Source organism: Arthrobacter sp. NQ4, from assembly GCF_029077345.1.
Lineage (GTDB): Bacteria > Actinomycetota > Actinomycetes > Actinomycetales > Micrococcaceae > Arthrobacter.
Genome location: NZ_JARETC010000013.1, coordinates 1 through 16,526, shown reverse-complemented (window position 1 = coordinate 16,526; position 16,526 = coordinate 1). Strand labels below are relative to the sequence as shown.

Annotated in this window: 17 protein-coding genes; 8 read left to right on the top strand and 9 right to left on the bottom strand. The window is 67.8% G+C overall.

Annotation, left to right across the window (positions count from 1 at the left end):
• Window positions 1–31: 31 nt before the first annotated feature.
• From PUN51_RS17795 to PUN51_RS17775, 5 genes are all read left to right on the top strand, one after another.
• Window positions 32–1,390, top strand: a complete 1,359-nt coding sequence (locus PUN51_RS17795; RefSeq protein WP_275181967.1) for an MFS transporter — start codon at window positions 32–34, stop codon at window positions 1,388–1,390.
• 79 nt (window positions 1,391–1,469) lie between these two features.
• Window positions 1,470–2,153, top strand: a complete 684-nt coding sequence (locus PUN51_RS17790) for a GntR family transcriptional regulator (RefSeq protein ID WP_159629601.1) — start codon at window positions 1,470–1,472, stop codon at window positions 2,151–2,153.
• Window positions 2,150–2,938: an aspartate/glutamate racemase family protein gene (locus tag PUN51_RS17785; RefSeq protein WP_275181966.1), complete on the top strand. Its 789-nt coding sequence runs from the start codon at window positions 2,150–2,152 to the stop codon at window positions 2,936–2,938. Before PUN51_RS17790 ends, PUN51_RS17785 begins: the two co-directional genes overlap by 4 nt.
• A gap of 31 nt (window positions 2,939–2,969) precedes the next feature.
• The gene (locus PUN51_RS17780; protein WP_275181965.1) at window positions 2,970–4,400 is read left to right on the top strand and encodes an amidohydrolase family protein; all 1,431 of its coding nucleotides are present in this window, start codon (window positions 2,970–2,972) and stop codon (window positions 4,398–4,400) included.
• A gap of 8 nt (window positions 4,401–4,408) precedes the next feature.
• A complete protein-coding gene (locus PUN51_RS17775; protein ID WP_275181964.1) occupies window positions 4,409–5,134 on the top strand; it encodes a maleate cis-trans isomerase family protein in 726 nt (241 codons plus the stop codon).
• A gap of 37 nt (window positions 5,135–5,171) precedes the next feature.
• Here PUN51_RS17775 and PUN51_RS17770 read toward each other — a convergent pair whose 3' ends face one another.
• The 5 genes from PUN51_RS17770 to PUN51_RS17750 form a co-directional block, all read right to left on the bottom strand.
• On the bottom strand, window positions 5,172–6,092 hold the full coding sequence (locus tag PUN51_RS17770; RefSeq protein WP_275181963.1) for a diacylglycerol/lipid kinase family protein: 921 nt from the start codon (window positions 6,090–6,092) through the stop codon (window positions 5,172–5,174).
• A gap of 83 nt (window positions 6,093–6,175) precedes the next feature.
• Window positions 6,176–7,549: an NAD(P)(+) transhydrogenase (Re/Si-specific) subunit beta gene (locus PUN51_RS17765; protein WP_275181962.1), complete on the bottom strand. Its 1,374-nt coding sequence runs from the start codon at window positions 7,547–7,549 to the stop codon at window positions 6,176–6,178.
• Entirely contained in the window at window positions 7,546–7,866 is a 321-nt protein-coding gene (locus PUN51_RS17760; RefSeq protein WP_159629594.1) for an NAD(P) transhydrogenase subunit alpha, read from the bottom strand. The genes PUN51_RS17765 and PUN51_RS17760 overlap by 4 nt, the downstream gene beginning before the upstream one ends.
• Window positions 7,866–9,044 carry a Re/Si-specific NAD(P)(+) transhydrogenase subunit alpha gene (locus tag PUN51_RS17755; protein ID WP_224023791.1) on the bottom strand — a complete coding sequence of 393 codons (1,179 nt, stop codon included), beginning with the start codon at window positions 9,042–9,044 and terminating at the stop codon, window positions 7,866–7,868. Before PUN51_RS17755 ends, PUN51_RS17760 begins: the two co-directional genes overlap by 1 nt.
• A gap of 173 nt (window positions 9,045–9,217) precedes the next feature.
• Entirely contained in the window at window positions 9,218–9,865 is a 648-nt protein-coding gene (locus tag PUN51_RS17750; RefSeq protein WP_224027240.1) for a GntR family transcriptional regulator, read from the bottom strand.
• 202 nt (window positions 9,866–10,067) lie between these two features.
• On the opposite strand from PUN51_RS17750, the gene PUN51_RS17745 reads away from it, so the two are divergent.
• Window positions 10,068–11,093: an amidohydrolase family protein gene (locus tag PUN51_RS17745; RefSeq protein WP_224023793.1), complete on the top strand. Its 1,026-nt coding sequence runs from the start codon at window positions 10,068–10,070 to the stop codon at window positions 11,091–11,093.
• Between the two features lie 22 nt (window positions 11,094–11,115).
• Window positions 11,116–11,799, top strand: coding sequence for a 4-carboxy-4-hydroxy-2-oxoadipate aldolase/oxaloacetate decarboxylase (gene ligK / locus PUN51_RS17740; protein ID WP_159634988.1), 684 nt, complete (start codon window positions 11,116–11,118; stop codon window positions 11,797–11,799).
• On the opposite strand, the gene PUN51_RS17735 is transcribed toward ligK, so the two are convergent.
• Window positions 11,796–12,575 (bottom strand): IclR family transcriptional regulator domain-containing protein, encoded by a 780-nt coding sequence (locus PUN51_RS17735; RefSeq protein WP_159629588.1) that lies wholly within the window; start codon window positions 12,573–12,575, stop codon window positions 11,796–11,798. The genes ligK and PUN51_RS17735 overlap by 4 nt on opposite strands.
• 95 nt (window positions 12,576–12,670) lie before the next feature.
• Window positions 12,671–13,510 carry a shikimate dehydrogenase family protein gene (locus tag PUN51_RS17730; RefSeq protein ID WP_275181961.1) on the bottom strand — a complete coding sequence of 280 codons (840 nt, stop codon included), beginning with the start codon at window positions 13,508–13,510 and terminating at the stop codon, window positions 12,671–12,673.
• 135 nt (window positions 13,511–13,645) lie between these two features.
• On the opposite strand from PUN51_RS17730, the gene PUN51_RS17725 reads away from it, so the two are divergent.
• Entirely contained in the window at window positions 13,646–14,983 is a 1,338-nt protein-coding gene (locus PUN51_RS17725; RefSeq protein WP_159629585.1) for an MFS transporter, read from the top strand.
• 87 nt (window positions 14,984–15,070) lie between these two features.
• On the opposite strand, the gene PUN51_RS17720 is transcribed toward PUN51_RS17725, so the two are convergent.
• Both PUN51_RS17720 and PUN51_RS17715 read right to left on the bottom strand, forming a co-directional pair.
• Window positions 15,071–15,883: an IclR family transcriptional regulator domain-containing protein gene (locus PUN51_RS17720; RefSeq protein ID WP_224023797.1), complete on the bottom strand. Its 813-nt coding sequence runs from the start codon at window positions 15,881–15,883 to the stop codon at window positions 15,071–15,073.
• Between the two features lie 35 nt (window positions 15,884–15,918).
• A partial coding sequence (locus PUN51_RS17715; protein WP_275181960.1) for a 3-oxoacid CoA-transferase subunit B occupies window positions 15,919–16,526 on the bottom strand: 608 nt, incomplete at its 5' end.

Genomic DNA, 16,526 nt, shown 5'->3' with positions numbered 1-16,526 from the left:
CATCCGTAAACTTCCCCGTGAAGGAGAAGCTGTGTCCATCCCAAACACCGAAACAACGGCCACGTCCGACGAGGCCGCACCCCAAACCGCCGAACAATCCGGAAAGGGCGGAACGCAACGGCGCACCTCCGTCCGCTGGAAGTTGTTCCTGCTCCTGCTCGTTCTGGTTTCCGTCAACTACATCGACCGCGGCTCCATCTCTGTCGCGCTGCCCATCATCCAGAAGGAATTCAACCTCGCTCCGGAGTTGGTGGGCCTGCTGCTGTCCGCTTTCTTCTGGACCTACGCCCTGATGCAGGTTCCCGTGGGCTGGCTGATCGACAAGTTCGGTCCCCGCAAGGTCATGACCGCTTCCTGCATCGGCTGGGGTGCTGCCACAGCGGCGTCCGGCATGGCCGGCGGCTTCCTGAGCATGTTCATCGCCCGGCTTGGAATCGGCGTGACCGAAGCCGGCGTGATGCCTGCCGGCGGAAAGCTCAACGCAATCTGGATGCACAAGTCCGAACGGGGCCGCGGTGCCACCATCCTTGACGCCGGCGCACCCCTGGGAGCAGGGCTGGGCGGCATCATTATCGCCGGCCTTATCGCCTCCACCGGCAGCTGGCGCTGGTCCTTCGTCATCGCCGGCGCCGCCACCGTCCTCATGGGCGTGGCCGTCTGGTGGTACGTCCGGGACAACCCCCGCCAGCACCGCGGCGTCAACGACGCCGAGGCCTCCTACATCGAAGCCTCGCATGCTGCCGAGGACGCCGAAGCAGCCATGGACGGCAGCAAGGGCAAGCGCGGCCTGCTCCCCTACCTGAAGTTCCGCTCCTTCTGGGCCATGTGCCTGGGCTGGCTGGGATTCAACGGCGTCTTTTACGGCCTGCTGACCTGGGGCCCGCTGTACCTGGCCCAGGCCAAGGGCTTCGACCTGAAGACCATCGGCTGGTCCACCCTGGTGATCTTCGGCGCCGGGTTCGTCGGCGAAATCATCGGCGGCACCATCGCCGACAAGTGGCGCGCCTCGGGCGCCTCCGCAAACCTGGTGATGCGGACCCTCCTGGGCATCTCCAGCGCCATCGTCGTGGCGGGGCTGGTGGGCGTGACCGTTGTCCCGGACGCCACCACCGCCGTGGTCCTGCTCTCCGTGGTCCTGTTCTTCCTGCGCTGGGTGGGCCTGTTCTGGAGCATCCCCTCCATCCTGGGCGGCCGCACCAACGCCGGCGTCCTGGGCGGGGCCATGAACCTCAGCGGCAACATCTCCGGCTTCGTCACCCCCATCGTCGTCGGCCTGATCGTGGGAGCCACCGGCTCCTACACCTGGGCGCTGCTGTACTTTGTGGGTTCCGCCGTGATCATGGGCGCATCAGTGCTCACCCTGAACTACAACAAGCGGCTTCCTGTCTAAGCTGACCCTCGCAGGGAAACCTGCAAACACATGCCCCCGCAGCCGGGACCAGTGCCGCACAAAATCCGAATGGAGCATCATGCTGACCGCAGAAGAGACCCAGGACAAGGACCGCCCACTCCGCGAGACTGTCCGGGACACCCTCCGCACCCGGATTTTCGAAGGACACTACGCTCCCGGCACGCGGCTCGTGGAGCGCGACCTGGCAGCCGAATTCTCCGTATCCCGGTTGCCGGTCCGCGAAGCGCTCCGCATGCTCCGCCAGGAAGGCCTCATCAGTGACCGCGGCGCCCGCGGCGCCGAAGTCAGCAGCCTCAGCCCCAAGGATGTGGAGGACCTCTTCGACGTCCGCCAGTCCCTGGAGGTGCTGGCCTGCAGGCTCGCCGCCAAGCGGGCCACCAGGGACGACCTTTCCTACCTCGAGCGGCTGCTGGACAACGCGGAGGCGTTCCTGGCCAAGGGGGCGGTGATGGAGGCGCACCGCGCCAACAGTGAATTCCATGACGCCATCACCGCCATCGCAGACAACAACTTCCTCAAGTCCGCGCTGGAGCCCCTCCAGGGCCGCATGCACTGGCTGTTCCGGCACGTCAGCGACCTGCCCGAGCTCATCCGCGAACACCGCGAACTCTATGCCGCCATCGCCAGCGGCGATCCGGACAAGGCAGCCGCCCAGTCCGCCTCCCACATTGGAAAGTACCGGGACCAGTTCCCTGAGGACTTCCAAAAGACCGAACCAGAATTCCACCGGAAGAGAAAATGAAACTCCTGGTCATCAACCCCAACATCAGCGCAGATGTCACGGCGCTGATCGAATCCGAGGCGCTCCGATCCGCTTCCCCCGGCACTGAACTGCTTGTCCGGACGGCCGGCCACGGCGTCGAATACATTGAGACCCGCTTCGAATCCCTCATCGCCGCCGGCGCGGTGGCCGAAATCATCGCCGAACACACCCGCCCCGGAGCAGACCCGGTGGATGCGGTGGTGGTGGCAGCCTTTGGGGATCCGGGCATGCCGGCCCTCAAGGAACTGGCGGACATCCCCGTCATCGGCATCACCGAGGCTGCACTGTGCGCAGCCGCCCTGCAGGGCCACCGTTTTTCCATCATCGCCATCTCGGACCGGATCAAGCCCTGGTACCGCGAGTGCGTGGAGCGGTTCGGCCTGTCCGGCCGGCTGGCTTCCATCCGCTCCATCAACGACTCCCTCACCAGCATCGCTTCCGTGCAGCAGGATTTCCGGGAAACCCTGCTGGCGCTGGGCCGGCAGGCCGTGGCCGAGGACGGTGCCGACGTCGTGATCCTCGCCGGCGCCCCGCTGGCCGGGCTTGCCCGCGAACTCAACGGCCAGATCCCCGTCCCGGTGGTTGACGGCATTTCCGCCGGGATCCGCATGGCGGAGGCCGTGGCCGCACTGCAGTCCGGAACCCACCGCGCCGGAGCCTTCGCCCCGCCCCCGGCGAAGGACCGCAAGGGCCTGTCCGGCAACCTGGACGCGGCCCTCGCCGCCCGCCAGGAACGCGCCGGCACACCCCAGCCCACCGCCTGAACCACACGACCCAAACCCTAGGAGGACACCGATGTCCCACCAGCCAGAACTTGTCATAGCCAACGCCACCGTGGTCAACAGCGACGGCCGCCAGGAAGCCCACATCGTGGTTTCCGGAGGCCGGATCGCGGCCCTTGTGGACGCCGCCCAACCCGCCCCGGCGGCAGACCGCACCATCGACGCCACGGGCAAGCTCGTGATCCCCGGCGGCGTGGACGGACACTGCCACGTGGCGCAGGTGACCGGCCGCTTCCGCACCCTCGACGACTACCGGACCACATCCACCGCAGCACTGTGGGGCGGCACCACCACCATCATCGACTTCGGCATCCCCCGCGACGCCCAGGAAACCCCGCTCGCCGCCGTCCTGCACAAGAAGGAACTGGCCACCCAGTCACGCTGCGACGTGGCCCTCCACGGCGCCGTGGTCAGCTGGGACGAAACCGTGCCGTGGCAGCTGGAGCAGTTGGCCGCCGAGGGCGTCCGTTCGGTGAAGATGTACACCACCAACCGCGGCACCACCATGGCCGACGGCGGCACCATCCTGAAGGTGATGCGCGAAATGGTGCGGCTGGACGGCCTGGCCTACATCCACGCCGAGCACGATCCCATCATCGCCGACTGCACCGAACAGCACGCCCAGGACGGCCGGATCGGCATCGAACACCTGCACCGGACCCGGCCCGAACTGGCCGAGGAGATCTCCGTCAAGGAAACCCTGGCCATGGCCGAATACACCGGCGCGCCGGTCTATTTCGTCCACCAGTCCACGCCCGGCGCCGTCGACCTGGTATCCCAGGCACGGGAACGCGGGCTCGAGGCCTACTCCGAGACCTGCCCGCACTACGTCACGCTGGACGACACCGTCTACGCCTCCACGTTCCCCGAGTGGTTCGCCTGCTGCCCGCCCATGCGCAGCGCGGAAACCGTGGCCGCCCTCAAGGAGCGGCTGGTCTCGGGCGCCATCCACACCATGTCCTCCGACCACTCCTGCTACGACCTCTCCCAGAAGCGCGAGCGCACCGATGACGTACGCGCCATGCCCCACGGGCTGCCCGGCGTGGAAACCCGGATGCCCGTCACGTTCACCGCCATGACCTCCGCCGGCGCCACCGTTGAGCAGTTCGTCAGCGCATTCGCTGCGGAGCCGGCCCGGATCAACGCCGTCCCCGGCAAAGGCCGCATCGCCGAGGGGTTCGACGCCGACCTGGTCATCTTCGATCCTGCCGAGGAACGCACGGTCAACGGCGCCGCCCTGCACATGGGAACCGACTTTTCACCCTTCGACGGGAAGGCACTCACGGGCTGGCCCGCCGTCGTGGTCTCCAACGGGCGCGTGGTCCTGGACGCCGACGGCTTCCACGACCCCGGCGCCGTGGGCCGCTTCGTCAACCGCAACGGCTTCCGGCAGCACCAGTCCGCCGCCGCCGACGCCTCCCACCTGCCTGCCGCCGTCCTCTAGGAGCCCCCATGCCCGCAACCACACGCCCCTGCAGGATCGGCATGATCGTGCCGTCCTCCAACACCTGCCTGGAACCTCAGACCTACCGCATCCTGGGCAGCCGCACCGATGTCACGGTGCACTTCACCAGGATCCCGGTCACCCGCATCGCCCTGGACGATTCCTCCAACCGGCAGTTCGACCCCGCCGTCATGGAGGAGGCAGCCAGGCTGCTGGCGACGGCGGATGTGGACGTGATTGCCTGGAACGGCACCTCGGGTTCATGGCTGGGGTCAGCCCACGACCAGGAACTGGCCGGCGGGATCACTGCCGCCACCGGGATCCCGGCCACCACCTCCACGCTGGCCTACCTTGAGGCCTTCCGGGCCTTCGCCACCGGGCGGATCGGCCTCTTCACGCCCTATACCGGGGACGTGAACCACCAGGTCATCGCGTCCTACGAGCGTGAAGGCATCAAGACCGTGGACCACCGGGCGCTGGGGCTCACCGACAACGAGTCCTTTGCCCGGGTTACCGACGACGAGATGCGCCCCGGCTCCCTGGAACTCGCCGCCGCGGCACCGGACGCGCTGGTGTACCTGTGCACCAACCTTTACGGAGCCAACATCACCGCAGAGATCGAGGAAGCCACCGGCATTCCCGTGCTGGACTCCGTGGCCGTCACCCTCTGGCACGCCCTGAAACTGGCAGGCGCGCCGTTGCTGGACCCACGCTGGGGCACGCTGCTGGCCTAGCGGACCTGCCCCAAAACCTCCCTGAAGCAGCAGGCCCCTACACGCGCAGGGTGAGGGCACCGGGCTCCATGGTCATGAGCACGTGCTTGCCCTCGCCCTCGTGGTCTCCGTCCAGCTGGTAGTCGTCCTTGTGCTCCAGCGTGATCTCAACGGTCTTGCCCTGGAAGTACTCCACGGCGGTGTCCCTGTTCTTGCCCTTGCCGATGATGCCGGCCAGCACGGACAGCCAGCCCAGCTTGCCGTGGTGCGGCGCCAGGACGGCAATGTCCAGCAGGCCGTCGTCCACCTTGGCGTCCGGGAAGATCTCCAGGCCGCCCTGGACCTTGCCGCAGTTGCCCACCATCACGCTGCGGACGCCCCGGTGCACCACTTGCTTGCCGTCGATCACCACGGTGGCCTTGACGGGTTTGCCGGGCAGGTTCCTGATCCCGGCGTCCACGTAGGCGAGCCAGCCCACCTTGTCCTTCAGGTCCTCATTGGTGTCCGCCATGATGGTGGCGTCGTAACCCATGCCGGCCATGACCAGGAACAGCTGGTCCTTATCCGGGTCGCTGCGGCGGGCGCGGACCACGTCGATCTTCCGTTCGGTACCGATCAGGGCGCCGGCCATGGCACCGTCGTAGTCGGTGACGTCCATGCCCAGGTTGCGGGCCAGCAGGTTGCCGGTTCCCAGGGGCAGCAGGCCCATGGGGGTGTCGCCGCCGGACAGCACCTCGGCGACGCAACGGACAGTACCGTCGCCGCCGGCCGCGATGACGATGTCCGCGCCCTGCGCCAGCGCTTCCTTGGCCTGGCCCACCCCGGGGTCCTCCTTGGTGGTTTCGAGCCAGATGGCTTCGCCCCAGCCGTTTTCCACGCAGTGCTTGGCCACCAGGCCGCGCACGTCGATGTCCACCGGCTTGGCGGGATTGACGATGATGGCGGCACGTTTGGGCGAAGTGGAGCTGGTCTCAGTCATGGCGTCCTCTAATGGCGAATGGAAAGCAGGCTTCTGAAAGAAGGGTATCCCGCCGCGGGGGCGGTCCGGCGCAGCGCGGCGGCCTACAGCGCCTTGACCGCACCCAGCACCTGGGCCAGGGAGTCCTTGGCATCACCAAACAGCAGGGAGGTCTGGGGTTCGTACAGCAGGTCGTTCTCGATGCCGGCGAAGCCCGGGCGCATGGAGCGCTTCAGGAACACCACCTGCCGCGCCTGGGCCACTTCCAGGATGGGCATGCCGTAAATCGGCGACCCGGAGGACGTCTTGGCGGCCGGATTCACGACGTCGTTGGCGCCTACCACCAGGGCCACATCGGTGGTCTTGAACTCCGGATTGATCTCGCCCATCTCCTTGAGCGACTCATACGGCACGTTGGCTTCCGCGAGGAGGACGTTCATGTGGCCGGGCATCCGGCCGGCCACGGGATGGATGGCGAAGTCCACCTCGATGCCCCGGGCTTCCAAGGCCAGCGCCAGTTCCGCGGCCGTGTGCTGGCCCTGTGCCACCGCCAGCCCGTAGCCGGGGACGATAATCACCCGCTGGGCGTACCCCAGCAGGACTGCCACGTCCTCCGGTGAAGACGAGCGGACCGGACGCCCGCTCACAGCCGTGGACCCCGCCGTCGAACCTCCCCGGAAAGCCCCGAACAGGATGCCCGCCACGCTGCGGCCCATGGCAGCCGCCATGGCACGGGTGAGGATGGTGCCGGAGGCTCCCACCAGGGTGCCGGCCACCACCAGCAGGACGTTGCCCAGCACCAGGCCCGATGCCGCGACGGCCAGGCCGGTGAAGGCGTTCAGCAGCGAGATGACGATGGGCACATCGGCGCCGCCCACGGGCAGCACCAGCAGCACGCCGGCGGCCAGGCCCAGGGCCAGCAACAGCGCCGCGAGCGGCAGCGAAGCGGTGAGGACCACGGCGACGCCGGCGGCGATAGCGGCCAGGAGGACCACAGCCATCACCACGGGAAGGCCCGGAAAGACGACAGGCCGGGTGGTCATCAGTTCCTGCAGCTTGGCGAACGTGATGCCTGATCCGGCGAAGGACACAGCCCCCACCAGGAGCGTGAAGACGATCGCCACCCGCATCCAGGGGTTGTCCGCATGCCCCAGCTCCAGGAGCGCCACCAGGGCTGCCGCGCCGCCGCCCACCCCGTTGAAGAGCGCCACCAGCTGTGGCATCTGCGTCATCTTCACCCGCCGGGCCACGGGCGCCGCCACCGCGGAACCCACGGCGATGGCGGCCAGGATCCAGGGGATGTTCTCCAGCCGGGCGGACAGGAAGACAGTGACGACGGCGATCAGCGCACCGAGTGCCCCCACCAGGTTTCGGCGGCGGGCCGTCCGCGGGGAACTGAGTCCGCGCAGGGCCAGGATGAAGCAGACCGCAGCGGCGAGGTAAAGCAGGGAAGTCCAGACGGGGTCGAGGAGGCTCATTTGCTGCCTGCCTTGGGCTGGGCGCCCGCCTTCACGGCGTCCTTTTTGCCGTGGAACATGTGCAGCATCCGGTCCGTCACCACGAACCCGCCCACCAGGTTGGCCGTGGCAAGGACGACGGCGAGCAGCGCCACCGCGAGCACCCAGGGGTCCGCTGCCTGGCCGGCGACAATGATGGCCCCCACCAGGATGATCCCGTGGATGGCGTTGGCACCGGACATCAGGGGCGTGTGCAGGGTGCTGGAGACTTTGGAGACCACCTCGAAGCCAACGAACACCGCCAGCACGGTGATGGTCAGCAGCGCGATCCCGTCCATCAGCGCGCTCCTTCCTGCCCGGCCGCAGCCGTGGCCGTCCGTGCCGCCAGCAGGTCCGCGGTGGGCTGGTGCCGCACTTCCCCGGCGTGGGTGAGGCATGCGCCGGCCACCACTTCGTCACTGAAATCCAGCGCGAGGGTCCCGTCGCGGACCAGGAGGGCCAGCAGGTTGGCCACGTTCTTGGCGTAGAGGCGTGAGGCGTCCGATGCCATGGCGGAGGCGGGGTCTTTCAGCCCCACCAGGGTGATGTGGCCCGTTCCGTCGGCGGTGGGGATGGGGATGTCCCGGCCGGGCACGGAGCCCTCCACGTTGCCGCCGGACTCGGCGGCGAGGTCGACGACGACCGACCCCGGGCGCATGCCCTGCACCATCCCGCGGGTCACCAGGAGGGGCGCCGGGCGCCCGGGGACGGCCGCCGTCGTAATCAGGACGTCCGACTGCGCCACGTGGGGTGCCAACAGCTGACGCTGCCGCGTGCCGGCGTCGGAACTCAGCTGCCTGGCGTAGCCGCCGGCCGCTTCAGCGGTTTCGAGGTCCAGCCGGATAAAGGTGCCGCCCATCGAGGCGACCTCGTCGGCGGAGGCGGGGCGGATGTCGTTGGCGAAGACCCGTGCCCCGAGCCGCTTGGCGGTGCCGATGGCCTGCAGCCCTGCCACGCCGGCGCCGAGCACCAGGACGCGGGCCGGCGGGATGGTTCCCGCCGCGGTCATGTACAGCGGGAAGAACCGGGGAAGCCTGATGGCTGCCTCCAGGACGCACCGGTAACCGGCTACCAGGGCCTGGGAGGTCAGGGCGTCCATGGACTGGGCGCGGGAGATGCGGGGCACCAGTTCCAGGGCGAAGGAAGTCACTCCGGTGTCAGCGAGCGCCTGCACCGCGGGCAGTTCGGACGATGGCGACGCGAGGCCCACCGTCACGGCTCCCCTTGGCAGGGACGCGGCAGTGTGCGGGTCAAGGGGCCGGACGTGGGCCAGGACATCCAAGGCTGAGGTGTCCAGTACAGGGACGATGGTGGCGCCGGCCTGCTGGTAGGCGGGATCGGCATGTCCCGCGCCGTCCCCTGCCCCGGTTTCCACCAGGACGTCCAGTCCCATCCCCGCCAGCTCCCTGACAGTATCCGGAGTGGCGGCGACACGCCGCTCGCCCTCCCTGCGTTCCCGCGGAATCCCCAGTTTCACCCGCCGACTCCTCTTCCTGACGAGCTGTGCAGCGGCTCTGCTGCACGCAGTTGGGTTGAGTCTAGAGCGCGGCGGCCCTCGGCGGGAGTAGTCGGCGGGGAGCTTGTGGGTAACGATTCGCCTGTCAGCGCGCGTCCTCCCGGGGCTGGGCGTCCCTTGGCGCGGCGGGCGGGTTATTTGTTGCTGGCGCGGATGGCGTCCGCCACGCTTTCGAGATGGACGCGCATGGCCTCGGCGGCGGCGTCCGCGTCATGGGCGCAGACGGCATCGATGACGGCAAGGTGCTGCGGGAGCGAGACGGCCGGGCGCCCCGGCTGGCGCGCCAGCCGGAACTGGAAGCGGACCGCCTGTCCGCGCAGCCGCTGGATGGTTGCCGCGGCGGTCTTTTGCCCGCTCATGGCAATGATCTTTTCGTGCATCGCCTGGTTGCCTTCCGAGTAGGACTCGCGGTCTCCGCGGTCCACGGCGCCCTTCATCCGGGCTGCCAGCTCCTGCAGTTCGGCGATGTCGCTGTCCGTGGCCCGTTCGGCTGCCTTGCGGGCACAAAGGGCTTCCAGGGCTGCGCGCACCTCAGTGATCTCAACGGCCTCGTCCACCGAGACGGCGCGCACCCTGGCGCCCCGGTTCTGGACGCGTTCCACGAGGCCTTCAACGCTCAGCTCCGAGAGCGCCACCCTGATATTTCCCCGGCTGGCTCCATACTCGGCGGCGAGGTCGCCTTCCACCAGGCGCTGGTTGGGGACCAGTTCGCCGCTGACGATGGCGGTGCGCAGCAGCTCCGCGAGTTCGGCGGCGGTGAGGGTCCGGCCCGTTCCGTCCATGGTCTCCACAGCCCACCATCTCCCTGTTCAGCCGGTTGCCAATTTTGCTGACAATTTTCCGGATTCAGCGTACTCCAGACCCGGCCGCCCGGACCCCGTGCTGACCATTGATTGTTAGCTATATTGCTGACAACATTTGCTTGTGCGGTTATCGAGTTAGCACGGCGTCGTTCTGCAGGCGCCCCTGCCAGGAGCATGCGCGATGATTATTGACATCCACGGCCACTACACCACGGCCCCAGCCGCCCTTGGGGAGTGGCGCGAGCGCCAGGTGGCAGCGCTGCAGGATGCCTCGCCGCCCCCATCCCGTGCCGATGTGAAGATCTCCGACGACGACCTGCGGGCGAGCATCGAGGCGAACCAGCTCCGGCTCATGGACGAGCGCGGCATCGACCTCACCGTCTTCTCGCCCCGGGCATCCTTCATGGCCCACCACATCGGGTCGTTTGAAACTTCCGCCGAGTGGGCTGCCATCTGCAACGAACTCTGCTACCGGGTCAGCATGCTCTATCCGGAGCGGTTCGTCCCGGCCGCGATGCTTCCGCAGTCCCCCGGCGTGGACCCGGCGACCTGCCTCCCTGAACTGACCCGCTGCGTGGAGGATTACGGGGCCGTGGCCCTTAACCTGAACCCGGACCCGTCCGGCGGCCACTGGACTGCCCCGCCCCTGACGGACCGGTACTGGTACCCGGTCTACGAGAAGATGGTGGAGTACGGCATCCCCGCCATGGTCCACGTCAGCACCAGCGTCAATCCAGCCTTCCACACCACCGGCGCGCACTACCTCAACGCGGACACCACAGCGTTCATGCAGCTCATCCAGGGCGACCTGTTCGCGGACTTCCCCACCCTGAAACTCGTCATCCCCCACGGCGGCGGCGCAGTGCCGTACCACTGGGGACGTTTCCGCGGCCTTGCCATGGCACTGGGAAAGCCCGCACTGGAAGAACACCTCCTGCAGAACGTCTTTTTCGACACCTGCGTCTACCACCAGCCCGGAATCGACCTGCTGCTGGAAGTCATCCCGACGCAGAACATCCTCTTCGCCTCCGAGATGATCGGCGCGGTCCGGGACATCGACCCGTGGACCGGCCACCACTTCGACGACACGGCACGCTACATCGACGACGCCGGCCTTGACGAGGCCGAACTGGGCGCCATCCAGGAACACAACGCACGCAACGTTTATCCACGCCTTGACGCCCTGCTCACGCAGCAGGGCCGGTGACATGCCTTCGGAGGGAACAATGATGCAGGAACTCGGCGTGGTCCACACCAATATCACCCGCGCCGGGGAAGACGCCGTCAAGGCCCTCTCCGCGTTCGGCGTCAGCACTGTGCATGAGGCCATGGGCCGCCTGGGGCTCATGCGCCCCTACATCCGCCCCGTCTACCCCGGCGCCACCCTGTGCGGCACCGCTGTCACCGTCCTGCTCCAGCCCGGCGACAACTGGATGCTGCACGTTGCAGCCGAACAGCTCCGGCCCGGAGACGTGGTGGTGGCAGGGTGCACCACGGAATGCGAGGACGGCTTCTTCGGCGAATTGCTGGCAACGTCGCTCCGGGCACAGGGCGCAGCCGGCCTGGTCATCGACGGCGGCTGCCGCGATGTCGCAGCACTCCAGGCCATGGACTTCCCCGTTTTCAGCCGCGCCATCAATTCCAAAGGCACTGTCAAGGCAACGCTCGGTTCCGTGAACGTCCCGGTGGTCTGCGCCAACGCACTGGTCACCCCCGGGGACGTGGTGATTGCCGACGTCGACGGCGTGGTGGTGGTGCCCGCCGCCCGCGCCGCCGAAGTAGCGGCAGCCGCCAGGAAACGCGAAGAGAACGAAGAAGCCAAGCGCGGGCGCTTCGCAGCAGGAGAGCTCGGCCTGGACATCTACAACATGCGCGGACCGCTTGAAGCGGCGGGGCTGCGGTACGTGGATTAAACGGCGCGGACGGCAGGACCGCCGTAATCGAGTGCAATGCGCCGCGCGGCCTCCGTCAGCTGCGGGAGGACCGTTGCCTCGATATCCCGGGCCGCTGCCCGGTGTGTCTGCAGGGACACATTGGCCGCGGCAACAACCTCGTTTCCGCGGCGGACCGGGACGGCCACACCGCGCAGGCCCTCTTCGAGTTCCTGGGAGACCATGGACCAGCCCCTGGTCCGCGCCGCTTCCACCTCTGCCCTGAGGTCCTCCACACTGCCGATTGAGCGGTCGGTAAAGCGGCGCAGCTGGACCGACCGGAGGTACTCCTCCAGCTGTGGGCCAGGCAGCCCGGCAAGCAGGACGCGGCCCATGGAGGTTGCCCACGCCGGGAAGCGGGTCCCGACGGTGATGGAAACGCTGAGCAGCCCCGGAGACGGCACGCAGGCCACGTAGACCACGTCGCCGCCGTCGAGGATGCACAGGGCTGTTGTTTCATTGAGCTCCGCCGCCAGGTCCCTGAGATGGGGCTCGGCCACCCTGGGCAAGGTCAGGCCCGCGAGGTAGGAACGGCCGACGTCCAGGGACCGGGCCGTGAGTTCGAAGGCCGGCCCCTCGGCGCGGATGTACCCGAGGTCCGCCAGGGTCAGCAGGAAGCGGCGGGCGGAGGCACGGGTCATGTCCGTCCGGGCAGCCACCTGCGACACGGTCAGCCGGGGCTGGTCCGGAGTGAAAGCGAGCAGGACGTCGAATGCCTTCTCAACCGACTTCACGAAGTAGGCTGCCTGCTCCTCCATTGACGTTGCTGTTCCTCTCTGAACGGTTGGCGTGCCTGCGCCGGCCTGCCGGCCTGCGGTGCCTGTTTGATCTTATCGTTCGGCGCGTCCGCCTTTCAGTGCTTTTCCCGGAGCTCTCCCAGGGTCTGCTCCAGCAGCTGGCGGGCCCGCCCGTCCAGGCCGAGGAGGGGCACCATGGCCACGGCTTGCGCACGGAGGTGGTCCCACCCATCGGTGCACCGGACCCCCAGCTCCATGGCCCGCTCCACGCTGGCAGTGGCATGGCCGGCGTAGACGTAGTCGTAGAGCACAGCATCGGGGGCCAGCCGGGCTCCGCCCCAGACCGGACCGTCGGTGGCCTTTTTCCCGACAGGAGTCGCATTGACAATCAGGGACGCCCCGGGCGCCAGGTCCTGCGCCTCCTGCCAGGTGACGGCCTGGGCCTCGATGCCGAAGCCGTTGGCGAGGTCCAGCAGCTCCTCCGACGCGTGGGGATCGCGGTCCGCAATGGACACTCTTCCTACCGTGTCCTTCAGCGCGACCAAGGCAGCCCGGGCTGCTCCCCCGGCACCCAGCAACAGCGCGTGCCGCTGGTACCGGCCCTCCAGCAGGACGCCCACGGCGGTAACGTCCGTGTTGTGCCCCGCCAGCCGGCGGTCCTGCCGTACCAGCAGGTTGCAGGCACCACTGAGCTGGACGGGCCCGGTGGCTTCATCAGCGGTTTCCGCCGCCCAGTGCTTGTGCGGCATGGTCACGTTGGCCGCCACGATGTCCGGTTCCAGGAGCCTGCGCCGGACGGCGCCAAGATCGGCGTCCGGCGCCACGTCCCAGGCCTCATAGGTCCATCCGCTGCCGAGTTCCTGCAGGACCGGATTCCACAGGCCGGGGGACATGGCCTGTGAGGCGGCGGAACCGATCAGGACCAGCCGGGATGCGTGCCCGCGTCGTTCGGCCATGATGCACCTTTCCTTTTGCCGTTGTGATTGGCGTCACGGCCTAGTATCCTCTTTCTAGGCGCATTCCGCACACCTGTTCGCATTGCGTACAAATAATGACAGATCCCCACCTTCAGCGTGGAAGGGAACCCCACCATGACCCACATCGCAGCAGGAGCCCAGGCGCAGTCAACGCCTGAAGCACAACGCCAGCTCAAGCGCGCCCGGAAAGCCGCGCTGGCTGCCTTCCTTGGCGGCGCCCTGGAGTACTACGACTTCTTCATCTATGCCACCGCCGCGTCGCTTGTGTTCTCGAAGATCTTCTTCCCGGCCGGCGATCCCACGGTGGCCCTCATCGCCTCCTTCGCGACGTTCGGCGTCGCCTACGTCGCACGGCCCTTCGGAGCTGTGGTGTTCGGTCATCTCGGTGACAAGATCGGCCGCAAGAACACCCTGGTGCTCACCCTGGTGCTCATGGGCAGTGCCACTTTCCTGATCGGCGCCCTGCCCGATTTCAACGCAGCCGGCTACTGGGCCCCGGCACTGCTGGTGGTGCTGCGCCTGATGCAGGGCCTGTCCGCCGGAGCGGAAACCGCAGGTGCTTCCGCGCTGTCCACGGAGGAAGCCCCCGAAGGCCGCCGCGGCTTCTTCGCCAGCTTCGCCATGAGCGGCATCTCCGCCGGCATCGTCCTCGCGTCCCTGGCCTTCCTGCCCGTGGCCGCCATGAGCGAGGCGGACCGCCTCGCCTGGGGCTGGCGGATCCCGTTCTGGCTCTCCCTGGTGGTCCTGATCGTCGCCTACCTGGTCCGCCGCTCGCTGGAGGAGCCGGAGGTCTTTGAGGAAAAGCACGACCACGGGGAACTGGTGAAGCTCCCCTTCGCCAAGATGTTCCAGACGCACCCGGCCCAGTTCTTCCAGGTGGCGCTGATGTCCTTCGAGACCGTCACCAACACGTTCATGCAGTCCTTCGGCCTGGCCTATGCGGTGTCGGTGGGCGTCCCCGCCTCCACCATGCTCTGGGTCAGCATCCTGGGCAACGTGCTGGCGATCGCCAGCCAGCCCCTGATGGCACGCTGGTCCGACAGCTTTGGCCGGCGCCCCATCTTCATCAGCGGTGTGCTCGGTTCCGGCGCCATGATCTTTGTCTACTTCTGGGTGATCTCCACCGGAAACATCCCCATGATCTTCCTGACCAGTACGCTGATCACCGCCGGCACCTACTCCATGTCCAACGCAATCTACCCGGCCTGGTTCTCCGAGCTCTTCAACGTCAAGGTCCGGTACTCCGGCATGGCAATCGGACTCCAGGTCGGCATCCTGTGCGCCGGCTTCACCCCGCTGCTCGGCACCGCCCTGGTGGGTGCCGACAAGGCGAACTGGGGACCGGCAGCCTGGATCGTGGCAGGTTCCTCGATCCTCGCGGTGGCGGGCGCCTGGTGGGCGCGCGAAACTGCAAAGACCCCGCTCCGCGAGCTGGGCAACCACGTAAAGTAACGGCCTTCGCAGCCACACCGCAAAACTGAAGAGGACGACGGCGGGAAGCACCCGCCGTCGTCCTCTTCAGTTAAGCTCCGGATAAAGTCAGCCGCGGGCAGTGAGGTCCGCGGAGATGAGCTTGGCCGTGGCCACGATCTCCTGCGCCACCGAAGCCAGGTACGCCTGCGGATCCGGCTTGGCCTCCACGGACTGGGCCTGCAGCGAAACGTTCACCGCCGCCACCACCTTGGCCCCGTCATAGACCGGGGCGGCCACGGACATGAGGCCAAGCTCCAGCTCCTGGTCCAGGAGGCACCAGCCCTGCGCCCGGACGGTGTCCAGCACCTTCAGCAGTTCCGGGACGGTGCCCAGGGCGCGGGGCGTCAGCGGCTTGATTTCGGCCGCCGCCAGGTACGCCTTAAGGTCGGCCGGCGGCAGGTAGGCAAGCAGCACCCGGCCCATCGACGTCGCATACGCCGGGAACCGGGTACCCACCGTTATGCCGACGGTCATGATCCGGCGGCTGGTCACCCGCGCGATGTAGGCGATATCCGTGCCGTCCAGCACGGCCGCGGACGTGGATTCGCCCAGTTTGAGGGACAGCTCCTCCAGGTGCGGCTGCGCCAGTTGCGGCAGCGAAAGCCCCGAAAGGTAGGCGTAGCCCAGCTGGAGGACCTTGGCCGTGAGCGCGAACGTCTTGCCGTCGGTGCGTACGTAGCCGAGCTCCACCAGGGTGTGCAGGAAACGGCGGGCCGTGGCCCGGGTCAGGTTGGTACGCGAGGCCACCTCGGTGAGCGTCATGACCGGGCGCTCGGCGTCGAAGGCGCGGATCACGGCCAGGCCCCGGGCCAGCGACTGGACGTACTGGTCGCTGGCCTGCGGGGCGGCCTGGGTATCTGTGCCTGCGGCGTCAATCATGGTTACCAATCCTAGGTGCGGTGACGGGCGCAGGCTCATCCGGCGGCGGGCGTGGCCTTCAGCGGGACGGGCACCAGGTCCTGGAGTTCTTCGAGGGTGCAGCCGAAGGTTTCACGGACGGTGACGCCGTCCGGGCCGGTGAGGAAGACGGCCTTGTCCGTGTAGACGCGGGTGACGCAGCCGACGCCGGTGATCGGGTAGGTGCAGGCGTCCACGATCTTGGACGCGCCTTCACGGGTCAGGAGCGTCATCATCACGAAGACGTCCTTGGCGCCGGTGGCCAGGTCCATGGCACCGCCGACGGCGGGAATCGCCCCGGGTGCGCCGGTGTGCCAGTTGGCGAGGTCGCCGGTGGCGGAGACCTGGAAGGCGCCCAGGACGCAGATGTCCAGGTGGCCGCCGCGCATGATGGCGAACGAGTCGGCGTGGTGGAAGTAGGACGCGCCCGGGAGTTCGGTGACGGGGATCTTGCCGGCGTTGATGAGGTCCTCGTCGATCTGGTCGCCCTTGGCTTCGGGGCCCATGCCGAGCATGCCGTTCTCCGTGTGGAGGGTGATGTTCTGGTCCTCGGTGAGGTAGTTGGACACCAGGGTGGGCTGGCCGATGCCGAGGTTCACGAAGGACCCGGGGGCGATGTCCTTTG

Coding starts and splice junctions, on each gene's coding strand:
- PUN51_RS17790 (WP_159629601.1), top strand. CDS start 1,470: ATGCTGACCGCAGAAGAGACCCAGGACAAGGACCGCCCACTCCGCGAG.
- PUN51_RS17785 (WP_275181966.1), top strand. CDS start 2,150: ATGAAACTCCTGGTCATCAACCCCAACATCAGCGCAGATGTCACGGCG.
- PUN51_RS17780 (WP_275181965.1), top strand. CDS start 2,970: ATGTCCCACCAGCCAGAACTTGTCATAGCCAACGCCACCGTGGTCAAC.
- PUN51_RS17775 (WP_275181964.1), top strand. CDS start 4,409: ATGCCCGCAACCACACGCCCCTGCAGGATCGGCATGATCGTGCCGTCC.
- PUN51_RS17770 (WP_275181963.1), bottom strand. CDS start 6,092: ATGACTGAGACCAGCTCCACTTCGCCCAAACGTGCCGCCATCATCGTC.
- PUN51_RS17765 (WP_275181962.1), bottom strand. CDS start 7,549: ATGAGCCTCCTCGACCCCGTCTGGACTTCCCTGCTTTACCTCGCCGCT.
- PUN51_RS17760 (WP_159629594.1), bottom strand. CDS start 7,866: ATGGACGGGATCGCGCTGCTGACCATCACCGTGCTGGCGGTGTTCGTT.
- PUN51_RS17750 (WP_224027240.1), bottom strand. CDS start 9,865: ATGGACGGAACGGGCCGGACCCTCACCGCCGCCGAACTCGCGGAGCTG.
- PUN51_RS17745 (WP_224023793.1), top strand. CDS start 10,068: ATGATTATTGACATCCACGGCCACTACACCACGGCCCCAGCCGCCCTT.
- ligK (WP_159634988.1), top strand. CDS start 11,116: ATGCAGGAACTCGGCGTGGTCCACACCAATATCACCCGCGCCGGGGAA.
- PUN51_RS17735 (WP_159629588.1), bottom strand. CDS start 12,575: ATGGAGGAGCAGGCAGCCTACTTCGTGAAGTCGGTTGAGAAGGCATTC.
- PUN51_RS17730 (WP_275181961.1), bottom strand. CDS start 13,510: ATGGCCGAACGACGCGGGCACGCATCCCGGCTGGTCCTGATCGGTTCC.
- PUN51_RS17725 (WP_159629585.1), top strand. CDS start 13,646: ATGACCCACATCGCAGCAGGAGCCCAGGCGCAGTCAACGCCTGAAGCA.
- PUN51_RS17720 (WP_224023797.1), bottom strand. CDS start 15,883: ATGATTGACGCCGCAGGCACAGATACCCAGGCCGCCCCGCAGGCCAGC.